The sequence below is a fragment of the Brevibacillus sp. FSL K6-0770 genome (assembly GCF_038000275.1).
In the GTDB taxonomy this organism is placed as follows: domain Bacteria; phylum Bacillota; class Bacilli; order Brevibacillales; family Brevibacillaceae; genus Brevibacillus; species Brevibacillus parabrevis.
Genome location: NZ_JBBOBQ010000001.1, coordinates 2,303,446 through 2,319,630 on the forward strand (window position 1 = coordinate 2,303,446; position 16,185 = coordinate 2,319,630).

At 53.9% G+C, this 16,185-nt stretch carries 20 protein-coding genes; 15 read left to right on the top strand and 5 right to left on the bottom strand.

Translation table 11 applies throughout. The annotated features are described in order from the left end of the window. The first annotated feature begins 10 nt into the window (after positions 1–10). The 11 genes from NST23_RS11240 to NST23_RS11290 all read left to right on the top strand — a co-directional run bounded on the left by NST23_RS11240 (position 11) and on the right by NST23_RS11290 (position 9,037). Complete coding sequence (locus tag NST23_RS11240) at positions 11–865, top strand: class II fructose-bisphosphate aldolase (protein ID WP_122965797.1); 855 nt, start codon at positions 11–13, stop codon at positions 863–865. A 20-nt stretch (positions 866–885) separates the two neighbouring features. After that, the gene (locus NST23_RS11245) at positions 886–1,926 is read left to right on the top strand and encodes a 2-hydroxyacid dehydrogenase (RefSeq protein ID WP_280648285.1); all 1,041 of its coding nucleotides are present in this window, start codon (positions 886–888) and stop codon (positions 1,924–1,926) included. 156 nt (positions 1,927–2,082) lie between these two features. After that, a complete protein-coding gene (locus NST23_RS11250; protein WP_122965799.1) occupies positions 2,083–2,667 on the top strand; it encodes a TetR/AcrR family transcriptional regulator in 585 nt (194 codons plus the stop codon). A gap of 33 nt (positions 2,668–2,700) precedes the next feature. Continuing rightward, positions 2,701–4,017 carry a cytosine permease gene (locus NST23_RS11255; RefSeq protein ID WP_007785252.1) on the top strand — a complete coding sequence of 439 codons (1,317 nt, stop codon included), beginning with the start codon at positions 2,701–2,703 and terminating at the stop codon, positions 4,015–4,017. Between the two features lie 31 nt (positions 4,018–4,048). After that, positions 4,049–5,146 (top strand): DUF917 domain-containing protein, encoded by a 1,098-nt coding sequence (locus NST23_RS11260; RefSeq protein ID WP_340963689.1) that lies wholly within the window; start codon positions 4,049–4,051, stop codon positions 5,144–5,146. Further along, entirely contained in the window at positions 5,143–6,696 is a 1,554-nt protein-coding gene (locus NST23_RS11265) for a hydantoinase/oxoprolinase family protein (RefSeq protein ID WP_328140569.1), read from the top strand. The genes NST23_RS11260 and NST23_RS11265 overlap by 4 nt, the downstream gene beginning before the upstream one ends. A 150-nt stretch (positions 6,697–6,846) precedes the next feature. Then, complete coding sequence (locus tag NST23_RS11270) at positions 6,847–7,089, top strand: spore coat associated protein CotJA (RefSeq protein ID WP_007785259.1); 243 nt, start codon at positions 6,847–6,849, stop codon at positions 7,087–7,089. Next, positions 7,079–7,345, top strand: a complete 267-nt coding sequence (locus NST23_RS11275; protein ID WP_007785261.1) for a spore coat protein CotJB — start codon at positions 7,079–7,081, stop codon at positions 7,343–7,345. Before NST23_RS11270 ends, NST23_RS11275 begins: the two co-directional genes overlap by 11 nt. A gap of 20 nt (positions 7,346–7,365) precedes the next feature. Beyond that, positions 7,366–7,935: a manganese catalase family protein gene (locus NST23_RS11280; protein ID WP_005827166.1), complete on the top strand. Its 570-nt coding sequence runs from the start codon at positions 7,366–7,368 to the stop codon at positions 7,933–7,935. A gap of 226 nt (positions 7,936–8,161) precedes the next feature. Beyond that, on the top strand, positions 8,162–8,509 hold the full coding sequence (locus NST23_RS11285; protein WP_122965803.1) for an AMP-dependent synthetase and ligase: 348 nt from the start codon (positions 8,162–8,164) through the stop codon (positions 8,507–8,509). Positions 8,510–8,617: 108 nt separating this feature from the next. Continuing rightward, entirely contained in the window at positions 8,618–9,037 is a 420-nt protein-coding gene (locus tag NST23_RS11290; protein WP_007785265.1) for a hypothetical protein, read from the top strand. Between the two features lie 86 nt (positions 9,038–9,123). On the opposite strand, the gene NST23_RS11295 is transcribed toward NST23_RS11290, so the two are convergent. Then, a complete protein-coding gene (locus tag NST23_RS11295; RefSeq protein WP_035317423.1) occupies positions 9,124–9,564 on the bottom strand; it encodes a protease complex subunit PrcB family protein in 441 nt (146 codons plus the stop codon). A 40-nt stretch (positions 9,565–9,604) separates the two neighbouring features. Between NST23_RS11295 and NST23_RS11300 the strand changes: the two genes are divergently transcribed. Both NST23_RS11300 and NST23_RS11305 read left to right on the top strand, forming a co-directional pair. Beyond that, positions 9,605–11,527 carry a hypothetical protein gene (locus NST23_RS11300; protein WP_217364871.1) on the top strand — a complete coding sequence of 641 codons (1,923 nt, stop codon included), beginning with the start codon at positions 9,605–9,607 and terminating at the stop codon, positions 11,525–11,527. A 72-nt stretch (positions 11,528–11,599) separates the two neighbouring features. Further along, a complete protein-coding gene (locus tag NST23_RS11305) occupies positions 11,600–12,055 on the top strand; it encodes a YlbF family regulator (protein WP_007785272.1) in 456 nt (151 codons plus the stop codon). A 7-nt stretch (positions 12,056–12,062) separates the two neighbouring features. On the opposite strand, the gene NST23_RS11310 is transcribed toward NST23_RS11305, so the two are convergent. Beyond that, on the bottom strand, positions 12,063–12,398 hold the full coding sequence (locus tag NST23_RS11310; protein WP_007785273.1) for a hypothetical protein: 336 nt from the start codon (positions 12,396–12,398) through the stop codon (positions 12,063–12,065). A gap of 75 nt (positions 12,399–12,473) precedes the next feature. Between NST23_RS11310 and NST23_RS11315 the strand changes: the two genes are divergently transcribed. Then, positions 12,474–12,818 (top strand): YlbG family protein, encoded by a 345-nt coding sequence (locus NST23_RS11315; protein WP_007785275.1) that lies wholly within the window; start codon positions 12,474–12,476, stop codon positions 12,816–12,818. A gap of 159 nt (positions 12,819–12,977) precedes the next feature. Next, positions 12,978–13,742: a 5-oxoprolinase subunit PxpA gene (locus tag NST23_RS11320; RefSeq protein ID WP_007785277.1), complete on the top strand. Its 765-nt coding sequence runs from the start codon at positions 12,978–12,980 to the stop codon at positions 13,740–13,742. Between the two features lie 63 nt (positions 13,743–13,805). On the opposite strand, the gene NST23_RS11325 is transcribed toward NST23_RS11320, so the two are convergent. The 3 genes from NST23_RS11325 to modA form a co-directional block, all read right to left on the bottom strand. After that, positions 13,806–14,468 carry a sulfate/molybdate ABC transporter ATP-binding protein gene (locus tag NST23_RS11325; protein WP_007785279.1) on the bottom strand — a complete coding sequence of 221 codons (663 nt, stop codon included), beginning with the start codon at positions 14,466–14,468 and terminating at the stop codon, positions 13,806–13,808. A gap of 18 nt (positions 14,469–14,486) precedes the next feature. Continuing rightward, positions 14,487–15,170 (bottom strand): molybdate ABC transporter permease subunit, encoded by a 684-nt coding sequence (modB, locus tag NST23_RS11330; RefSeq protein WP_007785281.1) that lies wholly within the window; start codon positions 15,168–15,170, stop codon positions 14,487–14,489. A 101-nt stretch (positions 15,171–15,271) separates the two neighbouring features. Further along, the gene (modA, locus tag NST23_RS11335; protein WP_007785283.1) at positions 15,272–16,087 is read right to left on the bottom strand and encodes a molybdate ABC transporter substrate-binding protein; all 816 of its coding nucleotides are present in this window, start codon (positions 16,085–16,087) and stop codon (positions 15,272–15,274) included. Positions 16,088–16,185: the final 98 nt, after the last annotated feature.

A 16,185-nucleotide genomic window follows, 5' to 3' on the forward strand; every position in this document is an offset into this window, starting at 1 on the left:
AGGAAGCAAGATGTTGACCACACTGCGTGAAGTAGCAAACGATGCACGAAAAAATCAATACGCCGTTCCGGCTTTTGACTGCGTAGGCGATATTATGGTGCGTACCATTCTCGATACGGCGGAGCGGCTGCAATCGCCCGTCATCCTGATGTGTCTGGAGCACAACCTGCGAGAGCCGAAAGGGTTCGTCTACCTGGCGGAATACATCAAGGCAGTCGCCCCCTTTTACAACATCCCGATCGTTTTGCACCTGGATCACGCGATGGACGTCGATCTCGTCCAGGAAGCGATCCGCTACGGCTTTACTTCGGTGATGATCGATGGGTCGAGTCTGCCGTTTGCCGACAATGTCGCGCTGACCAGGCAAGTGACAGACTTGGCTCGCCCGCACGGAATCAGTGTAGAGGCTGAGCTGGGACATGTGGGCGGAAACGAGCTGGGCGGCGCGTACGGCACAGAGTCGAAACTGACAGAGCCGCATCAGGTGGCCGAGTTTGTCGAGCGAACAGGTGTCGATGCCTTGGCTGTCTCCATCGGGACGGCGCACGGTGTCTATACGGCAGAGCCGAACCTGAACGTGGAAAGAATGCAGGAAATCAACCAAGCAAGCCCGGTTCCGCTCGTCCTGCACGGCGGTTCGGGAACGCCGGATGCCCAAGTGCAAGCAGTGGTCAAACACGGAATCAGCAAAGTAAACTTGTACGCCGATTGCCGGATTGCGATGGCAAAAGGCGTGAAGCGGGCTGCCGCTGAAATGACCAGAATCGACCCGTTGCCGGAAGAGATGTTCCTTCCGATCAAGCAGGAGCTGGAGCAAACGGTAGAACACAAAATTCGCATGCTAGGTTCGCTGGGCAGAGCGTAAGAGATATAGGAGTGAGAGAGATGAAAGTTTTGGCGATTGCCGATCGGTTTATTCCTTCCCGCGAGATGGGAGAAGGACTGCAAGAGTTGGAAAAGCTCGGTTTTCAGGTAGAGGTGCGGGAATGGCAGCACAACTCGCTGGAAGAATTGCAAAAAGACAATCTGGCGGTGGAGCTGCACGGGCCGGAAGCGGTGACCATGCCAGACAGCGTCTTTGTCGGAATCGAGCAATATGACGTGCTTGTCGTTCAATTTGCCCCCGTCTCTGCGAAAGTGATCGCGGCGGCAAGCAAGCTGAAAATCATCGGAATTTTGCGCGGCGGCACCGAGAACGTCGCGATTGAGGCTGCAAAAGAGCGCGGCGTTAGCGTCCTGAATACGCCAGGCCGAAATGCCCGCGCCGTAGCGGAGTTTACGCTTGGCCTGATTCTTTCCGAGGTGCGCAACATCGCCCGTTCCCACGCTGCGCTCAAGCAAGCGGAATGGCGAAAGTCTTTTCCGAACAGCGAAGCGATTCCCGAGCTGTTTGCAAAAAAAGTCGGCCTGATCGGATACGGCAATGTCGGTCAGTTGATCGCCGGATTTCTCACCGCCATGGGCTGCGAGATTCTCGTGTACGATGAGTACATCGAGCAAGTGCCGGCTCCGTATCGCAAAGTGGCGCTCGACGAACTGTTGCAGCAAGCCGATATCGTTTCCTTGCATTTGCGGCTGACAGAAAAGACTCAGCATTTTATCGGGGAGCACGAGCTTGCGCAAATGAAGCCGAACGCAGTTCTGATCAATACGGCGCGCTCCGGGCTGATTGATGAAAAAGCATTGGTGGCATACCTGCAAGCAGGCCGGATTGCCGGAGCCGCTTTGGACGTGTTTGACAATGAGCCGCTGGCAGCGGATGATCCGTTGTTGCATCTCGACAATGTGACCATTACACCGCACATGGCGGGCAGTACGCGCGATGCCTTCACGAACAGTCCGAAACAGATGGCAGGCTACTTGGCCAACATCGTCCGCAAAGAGCGGAACGTCCCTGTTGTAAACGAAGTATTACCTCAACTGTAACAAGCTTCCAAAAGCCTTTGCTCATCGGTTTCGCCGCGAGCAAAGGCTTTGTTTTTTCACCGAGAAAAAGGATTGACTTGTCAGACGATTCGCTATAAGATTCACTTAATTAACGATCATTAAGTAAAAGTGTCACACAAACAAAAGGGGGTATCCATGACGACGAGAGACAAAATCAAGGCAGTTGCCCTGACCCAGTTTGCCAAGGGCGGATATGAAGGGACGCCGCTGTCGGCCATTACAAAAGAAGTCGGGGTGACAACTCCGGCCGTGTACGCGTTTTTTGGCAGCAAGGAAGACTTGTTTTTATCGATTTTCGAAGATGTTTTGTCCAACCATTATCACTCGGTCAAAAGCGCGATTGAACAAGCGCAGGACGGCACGGTGGAAGAGCGGCTGTACCAGATTTTGCGCGGCGCCTTTACGTATCACGTCAGCCAGGAAGAAGAGACGATTTTTTACAAACGTGCGATGATGTTTCCGCCTGCGTCGCTTGAGGACAAGCTGAAAGAACGCTTCGGCGCGACAGAGGAGATGCTGACGCAGGAAATCCGCGCTTTGCTTGCGGAAGGAATCGCGGCGGGCGTAATCGCAGACCGCCCGCTTGACGATCTGCTGGACGGCTTTTTGTGCCTGATGGATGGACTGTTTTTGCAATTGCTCTACTATGACGAGTCGAAGTTTGAGCACAAGCTGCAAAACATCTGGAAGCTGTTCTGGAGTGGAATCGCCGGATCATAAAAAGACAGATACCGAACCTGGGGGTTAGATGACATGGAAGAGGCGAACAACAAGAAAAACGACTACGAACGCGAGCCGGTCCCACTCGCCTTGCGAAAAGGGTGGGTTCCGCTCAGCCTCGTCTGGATCGCCATCGGCATTGATATCTCATCAATGCTGCTCGGCGCGCAGCTTGGCTCTGGAATGAATTTTTGGGACGCCATCTGGGCGGTTATGCTCGGCTCCTTGCTTTTGGGGATCATGGGGGCTGTATGTGCTTACATGGGCGCAGCCACTGGCTTGTCGACTGCGATGATTACCCGCTACGCCTTCGGGGAGTACGGGGCGCGCCTGATTTCCGCCATCATCGGCATTTCCTTGCTGGGCTGGTTTGGCGTACAGGCCGGATTTTTTGCCCAAAATGCCCAGACAGCGCTTTCTTCCGTTTTGGGCATTGAAATGGACCAGGCAGTTCTCTCGGTCATTGGCGGACTGCTCATGATGTCTACCGCCATATACGGCTATCGGGCATTGGAAAAGCTCAGCTCCTGGGCTGTTCCGCTAATGGTCATCTTAATTGTTACTTCTATTGTTTTGACTATTCAAAATCATCCGTTTTCGCAAATGGCGCAGACTGGGTTGTCCGGAGAACCGCTGTCCTTCGGGATGGCTGTCTCGCTCGTAATCGGCATCTTCGTCGTCGGGACGATTATCACGCCTGACGTTGCCAGATGGGCGCGGACGCGAAAAGATGCGATGCTCGCCTCGTTCGTCGGTTTTTTTGTCGGCAACAGCTTCATGATCGTCGTGGCGATCATTTTGTCGAAAGCGATGGGCACGAGCGACCTGACGACGATCTTTTTGGCGCTCGGGTTGGGCATCCCCGCGATTTTGGTCATCACGCTCGCGCAGTGGACGACGAATACGAGCAACCTGTATTCCTCATCGCTCGGCTTTTCCGTCGTCTTCAGCAAAACGCCCAAGGTATGGATTACGCTGATTGCCGGCCTGTTTGCCACGGCTCTTGCCTACATGGGCATTTACGATCGGTTTATTACGTTCCTGTCGTTCATCACGATGCTGATTGCGCCCGTCGGGGGAATTTGCATCGCCGAATATTACTTCGTCAACCGTGCGGCTTTTGCTTTTGACAAAGCGCATCGCATGTTGATTGCCCGCTCGCTGGTGTCGTGGCTGCTCGCTTCGTTCATCGCTTACTGCACAACGGCGGCTCCCGATGGCTTGGGGTTGTTTCATTTGACGACGGTTCCGGCGCTCGACGGCTTTTTGTGCGGCGTGTTGTTCCAGGTTGCTTTTGGAGTAGCCAGCCGCAGGAAGCAACAAGCCGAGGAAGCAGCCACAAAAGGATAATGCACACGTACACGCAGAAAGGAAGATACGCATGAGATACATTGACGCACAAGCGATCGAGGACATTGCAGCAGGCGCAGCCGTTTTGGGAACAGGAGGGGGCGGCGATCCGTACATCGGCAAAATGATGGCGTTGCAGGCGATTGAAAAGTACGGCCCGATTCCGCTCATGACGGTAGATGAGCTGGACGACGACGCGCTCGTCGTGCCTTCCAGCATGATCGGGGCACCTACGGTCATGGTGGAGAAAATTCCGGCGGAAGGCATGGTGACGCAAGCCCTCGAATTTATCGAGCAAGCGTTGGGGAAAAAGGTGGCGGTAACGATGCCGATTGAGGTCGGCGGGGTCAACTCGATCATTCCGCTGGTCGTTGCGGCGGAAAAAGGCATCCCCGTCCTCGATGCAGATGCGATGGGCAGAGCGTTTCCGGAGGCGCAAATGGTCACCTTTTACCTGGACGGACTGGCTCCGGCTCCAACCGCGATGACAGATGAGCGCGGCAACGGGGTCGTGATGTATCCGGTAGACGGCGTCATGTCGGAGAGGTTCGCGCGCAGCGTGACCATCCAGATGGGCGGCTCTGCGGCGATGTGCGACTATCCGCTGTCGGGCAAACAGGTGAAACAAAGCGCCATTCCAGGCACGCTGACCTTGGCGCAGGAGATCGGCGCCCTGTTGCGCACCGCGCGCAGCCAGGAGACGAGCCCGGTGCGTATGCTTCTGGACAAGCTTGGCGGATTTGAATTGTTCACGGGCAAAACCGTCGACATTAGCCGCCGGACAGACAGCGGCTTTACAAAAGGCCAGGCGACTTTTGACGGGATCGACCACGATCGCGGGCGCCAAATGATTCTCGGCTTTCAAAACGAGCACCTCGTCGCGCTGGAAAACGGTCAACCGCTTGCGACCACGCCTGACTTGCTCGCTGTCCTGGACAAAGAGACAGGCATGCCGATCACGACAGAAGGCTTGAAATACGGCGCGCGCGTCTCGATTGTGGCATTCCCGTGCCATGCCAAATGGCGGACGGCCAAAGGCATCGAGACAGTGGGGCCGCGCTACTTCGGGTACGATTTTGACTATGTGCCTGTGGAACAACTGGTTGCAAAGAGAGGGGAAAAGGCATGAGCTACCGGATTGGAATTGACGTAGGCGGGACGAATACAGACGCGGTGCTGCTGGATGAACAACTGCAAGTCGTCCACGAGGTGAAATCGCCGACCACAGCAGATGTCAGCTCGGGTATTTACGAAGCGCTGCGCCGCGTTGTGGCCGAAAGCGGAGTCAATCCGCAGCACGTTCGGTACGCCATGCTCGGAACGACGCATTGCACCAATGCGATTGTAGAACGCAAGCGCTTAAACCGCGTGGGCACCATCCGCATCGGAAAGCCAGCCACGACAGCCGTTCGGCCGATGATGGGCTGGCCGGAAGACTTGCGGGCCGCCGTAGGCGAGAACTGGCATATGGTGTCTGGCGGATACGAATACGACGGTCGGACAATCGTTCCTTTGGACGAGGAAGAAATCCGCAGCGCCTGCCGCTCGATGAAAGGCGACGTGGAGACGATTGCGATTTCCGGCGTCTTTTCTCCGGCCAATGCGGATCAGGAAAAGCGGGTGGCGCACATCGTCCGCGAAGAGCTGGGCGAATCCATCTCGATCTCCGTGTCGCATGAGATCGGCAGCATCGGCCTGTTGGAACGGGAAAATGCGACGATCTTGAACGCAGCCCTCATCCAGACGGCAAAAATGGTGGCAGAAGGTTTCCGCGAGGCGCTCGGCAAAAACGGGATTGAACATGCGGGAATCTTTTTCGGACAAAATGACGGGACATTGATGTCGCTCGTGTATGCGATTCGCTACCCGATTTTGACGATCGCTTGCGGTCCGACGAACTCGATCCGCGGCGCGGCTCATCTGTCCGGGCGAAAAGACGGGCTGGTCGTCGATGTCGGCGGAACTACGACGGATATCGGCGTTCTGATCAACGGTTTCCCACGTCAGTCTTCGCTTGCCGTCGATATCGGGGGGATTCGCACCAATTTCCGCATGCCGGACATTCTCTCCGTCGCAATCGGAGGCGGCACGATTGTTCGCCGATCCGGCGAGGAAATCAAGCTTGGCCCGGACAGCGTAGGCTACCAGTTGCACAATCGGGCATTGATCGTCGGCGGAGATACGATGACCGCGACAGATGTGGCAGTCGTCATGGGCCGCTTGGACTGGCCGGGGGCGAAAGTAGCAGGCATCGACCGGGCTTTTTGCCAGCAGGTAGACGCTCAATTGGTCGCAGCCGTGGAGGATGCGATTGATCGGATGAAGACGAGCCCGACTCCGGTGCCTGTCATTCTCGTCGGCGGCGGCAGCGTCTTGCTGCCTGATCAGATGAAAGGCGTCTCGGAAGTGATCAGGCCGAAACATTTTGGCGCAGCGAATGCGATCGGAGCGGCGCTCGGTCAAGTCAGCGGGCAAATCGAAAAAATATACGCGCTGGACGAGCAGACGAGAGAAGCAGCACTGGCGGATGCAAAAGCCGGAGCGATTCGCGAGGCAATTGCCGCAGGAGCTGATCCGCAGTCATTGGAAATCGTTCATATGGAAGACATCCCGTTGGCGTATTTGCCGGGGAATGCCTTGTTGATTCGCGTAAAAGCGGCAGGGCTTTTGCAAGCATGACCACAAAGCTGATCGCATGACGAGCAAAAACAGGAGCTGACAGCAGGCTCCTGTTTTTTTGCATTCCGGGACATTTATCACGCCTTCTGGGTAGGGAGCATATCGTATTCATGACAAACCGGAAAAATCACATGGAGGAGGGCATCCTGCTTGTACCCGCAAACACGTAACTGGTTTCCCTACGTAAGTCCATACGATCCTTGCCCGCCGATTCGGGTGAAAACATACTCGGTGCCGCCACAATTGTTTATCACATTCCAGCCCCCTGATTTGCCCCAAAATTCTCCAGCCGAAGCTTTGCGCACGGGTGTATTGTGGCCGTCTCTGTACAGCCCGTACGACCCGAGGATGGATCACTTAGGAAGAGGGGGAGGGGGTTCCCATGGCACCTGAACAACGAGGAAAAGAATACTACGCTCTGTTACAAAGGTTGCAAGAGATCGATTTCGTCCTGGTCGAGCTGAATCTGTATCTCGATACGCATCCTACCGATATGAACGCGATAGAGCAGTTCAACCAGCTCACGGAAAAGCGCTGGGCGCTGGCGAATGAGTATGAAAAGTTGTACGGCCCCTTGCAAGGGTTCGGACGCAGCTATTCCGGATATCCGTGGCAGTGGAATGACGAGCCTTGGCCATGGCAAGTGTAGAAATGAGGGGAAAATAACCGATGTGGATTTATGAGAAAAAGCTGCAATATCCGGTTCGCGTCAGCAAGTGCGACGTGAAAATGGCGAAATATTTGACCGAGCAGTACGGCGGAGCAGACGGAGAGCTGGCAGCAGCGCTGCGCTACATGAACCAGCGCTACACGATCCCGAACAAAGTAATCGGTCTCTTGACAGACATTGCCACGGAAGAGTTTGCCCACCTGGAAATGATTGCGACGATGGTGTATAAGCTGACCAAAGACGCGACCGTCGAGCAGTTGGAAGAAGCCGGGCTTGGCGCCCATTACGCCAACCACGACAGAGCGCTGTTTTACAACAATGCGGCAGGCGTGCCGTGGACGGCAACCTACATCGCGGCCAAGGGCGATCCGATCGCCGACCTGTACGAAGATATCGCCGCAGAGGAAAAAGCGCGGGCCACGTACCAATGGCTGATCGACATGACAGACGATGTGGATTTGCAGGACAGTCTGAAATTTTTGCGCGAAAGAGAAATCGTCCACTCCTTGCGCTTCCGTGAAGCCGTGGAGATTTTGAAGGAAGAACAAGGCCGCAAGACGATTTTTTAAGCAAACAGCCAGCGGGAAGACGACTAAGAACGCAAAAGAGAGCGAAATGCTCTCTTTTTTTTGTTAAACATCCACGATAACGGGCAAGATCAACATCGCATCTTTCCTTTTCACGAAGGGGAAAGTGATTATGTACCGGATCAAGCCAATTTTGGAGAATAAACATCGACCAGGGAAAACATGATAAGTTTGTCCATAAACAAAAGCAGTGGAATGGAGGCTTCTTATGAATCCCTTTGCAAACAATAATCAAATCGCACAACAATTGGCCAAATGCGAGCAGCTCATTGCGCAACTGATCCAGCAGACACAACAAGCATCAGCCCAGTATCAACAGCTTTTGCAGCAAGAACAAAAAAATGCAATGGCGCTCGAACAAATTGCGCAAAGAGAGCATCAAGCGGCACATATGATTCAGACAGCACTTCAAGGACATGACATCGCCATTCAACAAATGCAGCAAATCGCCAACATTTGCAGGCAGGCGGGTCTGTCTGTCCATCAACCCGTCTCAAATGTCCCGCTGTCTTTGCAGCAACAAACACAAGGATACGGAAGCCAGCCGCAACATTAATCGCTGCGGGCAATCCCCTAAAGAGCACCGGGTTCCGAGCGCGGCGAATAAATGGCCTGTTTCAGGGCACAATGTGGGATGACTGAATTTGGAAAGGAGCCGTTTTCGGTGAAAACCAAACGATTGATTTTCCGCTTGTTCCTGCTGATTGCCATCGCGGCGCTCGTCGAGTGGTTCGTCTATGCGAAAAACGATGCACAGACGAATGTCATGGTTGAACAGCCGCAGGCTCACCAGGCCGCACCTACGCTTCAGGTCACGCATACGCTCACGCAAGATGACCTGGAACTCAAGCTGGCTGTCACCAACTTTACCTTTTCTCTGGAGAACATGGGAAAAGAAAACAAGCAGGGAGAAGGCCATGTCCATCTGTACCTGGATGGGAAAAAAATCGCAAAAGTGTTTGAAGCAAGCTATGTCTTGAAAGACATCCCGAGCGGAAAGCACGAGATTACGGTCGAATTGGCCCACAACAACCACGAGTCGTATGGAGTATCCGAGCGCTTCAACATCGAGGTCAAGCCTTGATTCGCGTCCAAGCCTAAGTGGTCAGACTCCATAGAAAAAAGCCGACAGAAAAGCGCCAATGGCACTCGATTTGTCGGCTTTTTTCATTAGCGCATTTGCACTTTGACTTGCGCCTGTTGGTCAGGCAAGGCAATGACGAGCGTCGGATACGAGATCGCTTGCGTTTTCAGAGCGCCAGGTGCTGGCGGCTGAACGCGAACGTGGACGGTGAAGCCGTGCGGGCCTGTCCGCTTGACCTGATCCGCTACAAGTCGGTACCCTCCCGTTGGCCGTTGTCCTGCGCTGATGACGACATACGCCTTGCCGTTCGCGCGCACGACCGTATGACCGCCATTTTTTCGCACGGTTTTCAATGCTTCCGTTACAGCAGGCGGGTACGGAGCGGCTACAGCTTCATACTCGGCTGCGAAAGGCGCAACCTCTTTTACTGCGGGCGCAGATGCGGTAGGATGGGATAGGGAAACCGATTGGGCACCTGTGACACAAAGCGAAGCTGCGAGCAACAAACTAGGGAATATATTCATCATCATTCTCCTTCCAATTGGTAAAAGTAATCGTGATGAGATCATGAAAACTGAGGTGACAGGAGTGCGTGTGAACGATTCGCTGGAATACCTGTCCGAAGCAACGAGACAAGCGATTCTAAACGAACAGACGAGGCGTTTTCGCCTTGACCAGGAACAGCAGGACTTGTCGTCCAGACTGTTGGATAGCGCGTTTATCAGCCGTGTCTGGCAAGAGGCTGATGAACTGGAAAGAACCGTCATCAAGCTGTTTCTTACCAAAGCGCCACGCGGCTTTTTCAGCAAACGGGCCTGGGAACGGGAAACGGCAAAAGAGCACAGACACTTGTCCATCGGTCTGACGAGGCTTCGACGACTGGGACTGATTTTGACTGTACGCAAAATGTGGAGTGAGATCGGTTATGTGATGCCGCAAGAAATTCGTGAGCAGCTGACCATGCAGTTGTTGCCACAATTGACTTCGGCCTATGTTTCTTTGTCAAAAACGCTCCCTTATTATATATCAGCCGGCAGAGGGATACATCTGGATCTTTTTGGGCTTCTGCTGTTCGTCCGCGATCAGCAAGTGCCTGTGACGCAAAAAGGGAGCATTCACCGCAGGGCAATGCAAAAAATGCTTCCGCTCCTGTCCATTGCGGACGAGCACGTACAAGGCATCGCCCTCGCTCCGCTGGACAAAGAGCAGAGAGATGGCCTGGCGCTCACGATTGTCCTCGATCTGGCTTTCCGGCTGGGGCTAGTGATGCGCAAAGAGAAACAGCTTGTCCCAGACGCATACCAAATCCGCCAGTGGCTCAACCATTCTTCTCCCGAGCGATTTGAACAGCTGTATCAGCTGGTTGCGGATCAGCTGCTGCCGCATGGCGATTGGTGGGATGCTTTTGCCCAGATGATGAGGCATGTTCCGCTTGATCAGTGGTGTTGTGTCGACGCGCAATTGCGCATGCTAGAGACAGCGGGTTTTGTCTTGCCAGAGGAGGCCGAAAAAGCGATTGTGGAGCAATGGCTGCACATTTTGCTCGGCATGGGCTGGATTCAGCTCGGAGCCGATGACGAGGAGCGCCTTTTCTGGCGGTGGAACAGTTTGCCGCATTTGACGGCCGAAGAAGGCTGGTTTGTCGATCCGACCGGAGCACTGACGATTCCGCCGCTCGTGCCGCTGCGTGACGTGTGGGAGATCAGCGCATTTTGTCAGCTGACGTTTGAAGGCCAGTTGATCAGGGGCGAATTGCAAGCGGGAAAGCTCCAGTCGTATCTTGCTTCGGGGGGAACTAAGGAGCAGGTGATTGAAAAGCTGCGGAGCGGTTGTGCCCATCCATTGCCGGATAGCCTGGTCGAAGTGATCGGGCATTGGGCGAAGGCGGCTACGCAAATCCAGCTGGAGCCGTTTTACCGCGTCCGTACCGCACATGGCGGATTTGTGGAGGAATGGCGGCAAATTCCTGACTTTCAGCCGTTTTTGCAGCACGTTTTGTCTCCGGCGGAATTTTTCATCCCGCTCTCGCAAAAAAGGCAGCTGATCGACCTGCTCAAGCATTATGGCTACGAGCCGCATGTCGTCATGCAAACAGACGCTGCCGATGGGGAAGAAGACACGTCACCGGATGTGGCTGCGAGGGGGCTGCTTCTGATCGAACGGCCCTGGGATGGATACGCGATCGAAAATACGTTTCCTGCCCAAGATGAAGCCATGCCGCAGCTGGCGACATTGCCGAAAATGTGGACGCAGCATTTCCAGTCGTATCATCCGCAATCGCTGCGGGATTTGCTCAAGCGGGCGGCCGAGCTGCAACTGGAAGTAGAAATCCAGTTGACTGATCAGGAGCGGCTGCATGGACTGCCTGTGGAAGTCAAACTGGACATGGGCTATTGGGTCGTCTCCATCAGCGGTCCGCACGGCAAGCGCTCCTACAGGCTTGATGATCTGGGCCGAGTGCGCATTGTCGTGCCTGATTATCTGTACTAAGGGTGTAGATCGTGGTACAATCAGAAGGGACTAAAAGCTTTACGCCTTTAGTGTGAAAGGAGGTCTCGCCCTATGGAAGCAGTAGAGACTGTGGATATGGCCCAGTTGATTATGGAGTCGCATGAACTGTCCACCATGATCAATCAATCGCGCGAGGTCGTGCAATATTTGGAGGCCAAGCGTTGGATGGAGGCAGACGAAGAAGTACAGCGCCTTCTGGAGTTGTTTGAAAAGAAGAAGGAGCAGTATGAAGATGTACAACGGTTCGGGAAGTACCATCCCGATTACAACCATATATCAAAAGAAGTGCGCGAGCTGAAGCGGACGATTGAGCTTCGCGATTCCGTGCAGGCTTTCAAGCGGGCTGAGGACGCGCTGGATGAGTTGTTGTATCAGGTGAGCAGAACGATTGCCCACTCGGTATCTGACACCATCAAGGTGCCGAGCAACAATCCGTTTCTGGAAGCGCAGGGCAGTGGCTGCGGGACCGGGGGAAGCTGCGGTTGCAGCACGAAAAAGCTTTCCTGACAGGCAGTCACGCTTCGGCCTGTGGCGAGGACTTTTCACGCAACAGAAAACAGTCCTCGCACAGGTTGCCGCAGCAAAACTGCTTTTCGCTGGGCACCAGAAAGCGAAAACGGTAGACGTGCTGGTCGTCGCCTGAGCGCACATAAATGCACTCGGGCTTTAATTTGGTATGGGTGGTCAGTCGCTCCCCCGTTTCCATCAGCCGTTCAGTCAGGCGAGAAGCGGGGAGTGTGCTGCTTACATAAAAGAAGCGTTGGCCCGCATGCGTGCGCCAGCCGCTTTTTGTCACGATGCCTTCCTGGTGAAGCGCTTCCTCGAAGCTTCGATAAAAGCTAGTCAGCATAATGACCACAAATCCTTTCTGTATCGGGCGTTTACAGGTGATTATACCATGAAGGGAAAGGAGACCAACGGTTACATGAGAGAACGACGTCTTGGTGTTGCCGTGTGGGTAAAAAACACACGAGCGGCCAAAAATTTACGCAAATTTGGCACCATTCATTACATCTCCAAACGGCTGAACTACGTCTCCATGTACGTAGATGCGAATCTGCTGGACGAAACGATCCGCATCATGGAGAAACTGCATTTCGTGACCAAAATCGAGCGGTCCCATCGTCACGAGATTCCGGTGGAGTACAACAATGCAAGGCCGGACAAAGCGAAGGAATACGATTACAAACAGGAAAAAAACCAGGTGATGGCGCTGGCCGAGACAATGACGGCAGAAGAGGGAAGTCCAGCGACGGTCGGTTCGACATAAGTTGTTCACAAGCTGCCAGTTTTCGGCAGCTTTTTTCCTTTTGCCAAGGCAGTGTACATGGTATGCTAGATAAATAGGAAGACTCCAGGAGTAACGCTGATGAATGCGCTTTCAATACGCGTACATAGATCATGAGAGGAAAGGTGGGGGCGTACATACATGATTCATCTAGACATTAACTGCGACATGGCCGAATGCTTCAGCCGAGGACGACAATCAGAGGATTTGGGAATTATGAAATGGATCACCTCCGTCAACATTGCTTGCGGTTTGCACGCAGGTGATCCGCATCTCATATGCAGAACGATCGAGGCAGCGATCAAGCACGATGTAAAAATCGGAGCGCACCCTGGATACCCGGACATACAAGGCTTTGGACGACGCTCCATGAACCTGTCTGTGAACGAAGTATATGAGCTTGTTTTGTACCAGGTAGCGGCTTTGTCCGGCATGACACGCGCTTTGGGGGGAGAACTGCACCATGTCAAGCTGCACGGAGCGCTTTACAACGAAGCAGCAGAGCGTCCCGAGCTTGCCGAGGCGGTCGTCCAGGCGATTGCCGACATCGACGAGGAGCTGATCCTGTACGCGTTGTCCGGCAGCAAGCTGGTGGAAGCAGGGCTGGAGCATGGACTGCAAGTAGCCGAGGAAGTTTTCGCGGAACGGGCGTACATGCCGAATGGCCGTCTGGCTCCGCGCGAGTTGGAAGGCAGCGTGCTCATCAGCAAGGAAGAGCGGATGGAGCAGACGCGCCAGCTCGTGCTCAAGCAAAAAGTAACGACGGTCAATGGCGAGGTCATCGAGCTTGCAGCCGATACGCTTTGCGTCCATCATGAGAGTCACGACGTGCTGCAATTTTTGGTGGAAGTGCATAAATGGGCAAAGCAGAACGATGTGAAAATCGAGCCGATCACTGCCCGGTAAAAGTCATACTGGCAGCCATCCCGTAATAAAAGAAAGCCATACAGCAACGCCAACTCCTGCGATTCAGGAAGACGACGTTGCTGTATGGCTTTTTTGCGCGCTTGCTTCCACGATTCTCCCGTTTTCCATCAAAAGGATCGTATCTCCGAGCTTTTCCGCTTCGTCCCGGTCGTGGGTGACGAGCAGAAACGGAATGCCCCACATTTCGTGAAGCCGGAGCAATTCGTCCTGACATTGCTTGCGCGTGGCTGTATCCAGCGCGGAAAGCGGTTCATCCAGCAGCAAGATGTCCGGCTCCGTAGCGAGTGCCCGCACAAGCGCGACACGCTGCTTTTGCCCACCCGAAAGCTGGTGCGGGTACTTGTCCAGAAGATGATCGATTCCGACTGTCGTCAAAAGCGGTTCCAGATGCAGTTCGTGCCCTTTTCGCAGACCGTAGCGAATGTTTTGGGAAACGGTCATGTGCGGGAACAAGGCGTAATCCTGAAACAAGTAGCCAACGTTGCGCTTCTGCACGGCGAGCGGTTTTTGCCCCGCGCTGTAAAACGTGCGGCCGTTCAAGGAAATGTGCCCTCCATCGGGATGGACAAGCCCGGCTATGCTGTTCAAAATGGTCGTCTTGCCCGAACCGGATGGGCCGAAGAGGACGACAATCTCCTGTTCGGTTGAAAAGGAGACATCCAACACAAAATCTGGCAAGCGCTTCTGAATGTCTACTTCCAGCATGACGCTCTCCCTCCTGCCTTACTTTTGATTGGCGTACCTGCGCACGTTGCGTCGGCTCCACCAGTTGAGCCATAGGGTGGTGCCCATGCCGAGCGATACGATGATGACGACCCAAAACAGCGCTTTTTCCATTTGTCCGGCTTCCACGGCAAAATAGATGGCGACCGGAATCGTGTCCGTTTTTCCCGGGATGTAGCCTGCGAGCATCAGCGTGGCCCCAAATTCTCCCAAGCCGCGGGCAAACGACAGCACAAGTCCTGCCAAAAGCCCTGGCCAAGCCAGCGGGAAAGCGACGGTCCAAAAAACGCGCCACTCGGATGCGCCCATCGTGCGTGCGGCATTTTCCAGGCGTTGGTCGACTCCGGTAAAAGCTGCGGCGGCGCTCTGGTACATTAGCGGAAACGAGACGACGATCGAGGCGATCACCGCTCCCGACAGCGTAAAGACGACCTGGATACCGAACCACTGCTCAAGCAGTTGGCCCAAAAATCCGTTTTTTCCGAACAGCAACAGCAGACCGAAGCCGACAACAGTAGGGGGCAAGACGAGCGGGAGCAGGAAAAAAGACTCCAGCACGTTTTTGCCCCAAAATTCTTTTTGCGTCATCCAGCGCGCGCCAAGCATGCCAAGCACAAAAACAAAGGAGGTGGATAGCGCAGCCACTTTTAACGACAGCATCAAAGGTGTCAGATTCGTTTCCATATCGCTAACCCACCTTTTTTCTGCGAGAACGTCTCGACGTTTTTCATGAAATAGAATGTGACCGCTTGTGTGAATCACAAACGGTCATAAACTTTTGCTGCTTATTGGAATCCGTACTTCTGTAAGATCGCTTTTCCTTTGTCACTTGTCAAGTAGGCGAGGAAAGCTTTTGCTGCATCTGTATGTTTGGAAGCGCTGATGACCGCACCTGGATAGACGATTGGCTTGTGCCATTCCGGCTTCGCTGTAGCGAGTACCTTCACGTCTTTGGAGATCGCGGCATCGCTGGAATAGACGATTCCGACTTCGGCATTTTTCGATTCCACGAAGGTCAGTACCTGACGAACGTCACTGCCGAATACCATGCGGCCGTTCAACGACTCCCACATTTTCAGCGTGTCCAGCGTTTCTTTGGCGTAACGTCCCGCTGGAACCGACTCAGGCTCACCGACAGCGATGTGCTTGATGTCTGGATTGTTCAGTTCTTCAAAAGAAGTAATCGCGATCGAGCTGTCTTTTCCCGCGATCAGGACGAGCGAGTTTTTCGTAAAGTCTTGGCGCGTGTCTTTGACAATCAGTTGTTTTTCGTCCAGTCCGTCCATGTCTTTTTTGCTGGCGGACAGGAAGACGTCGGAAGGAGCGCCTTGGGCAATTTGTGTCGCCAGTTTGCCAGAGCTGCCGAAGTTGAAAGTAAGGGTTGTTCCCGGATTTTCTGCTTCAAAGCCCGTTTTCAGTTCGTTCAGGGCATCTGTCAAGCTTGCCGCTGCGGAAATCATCAGCTCTGCCTGTGGAGCCTGTTGTTGTTGGCTGTTCTCTGTTTTGGCAGGCTCATTTGCCTGCGGAGCTGTTTGGGAAGTCGAACACGCGCCGAGCATCAGGGTAAATGCTGCGCATAAAGCGAGCCATTGCTTTTTCATCAAAACTAACCTCCAATGTGATGTTTCGTTATATTTAATTATAACTGGATATAAATAAATTATAGTTCCTATATGTGAATAATCAATTGCGATTTTAC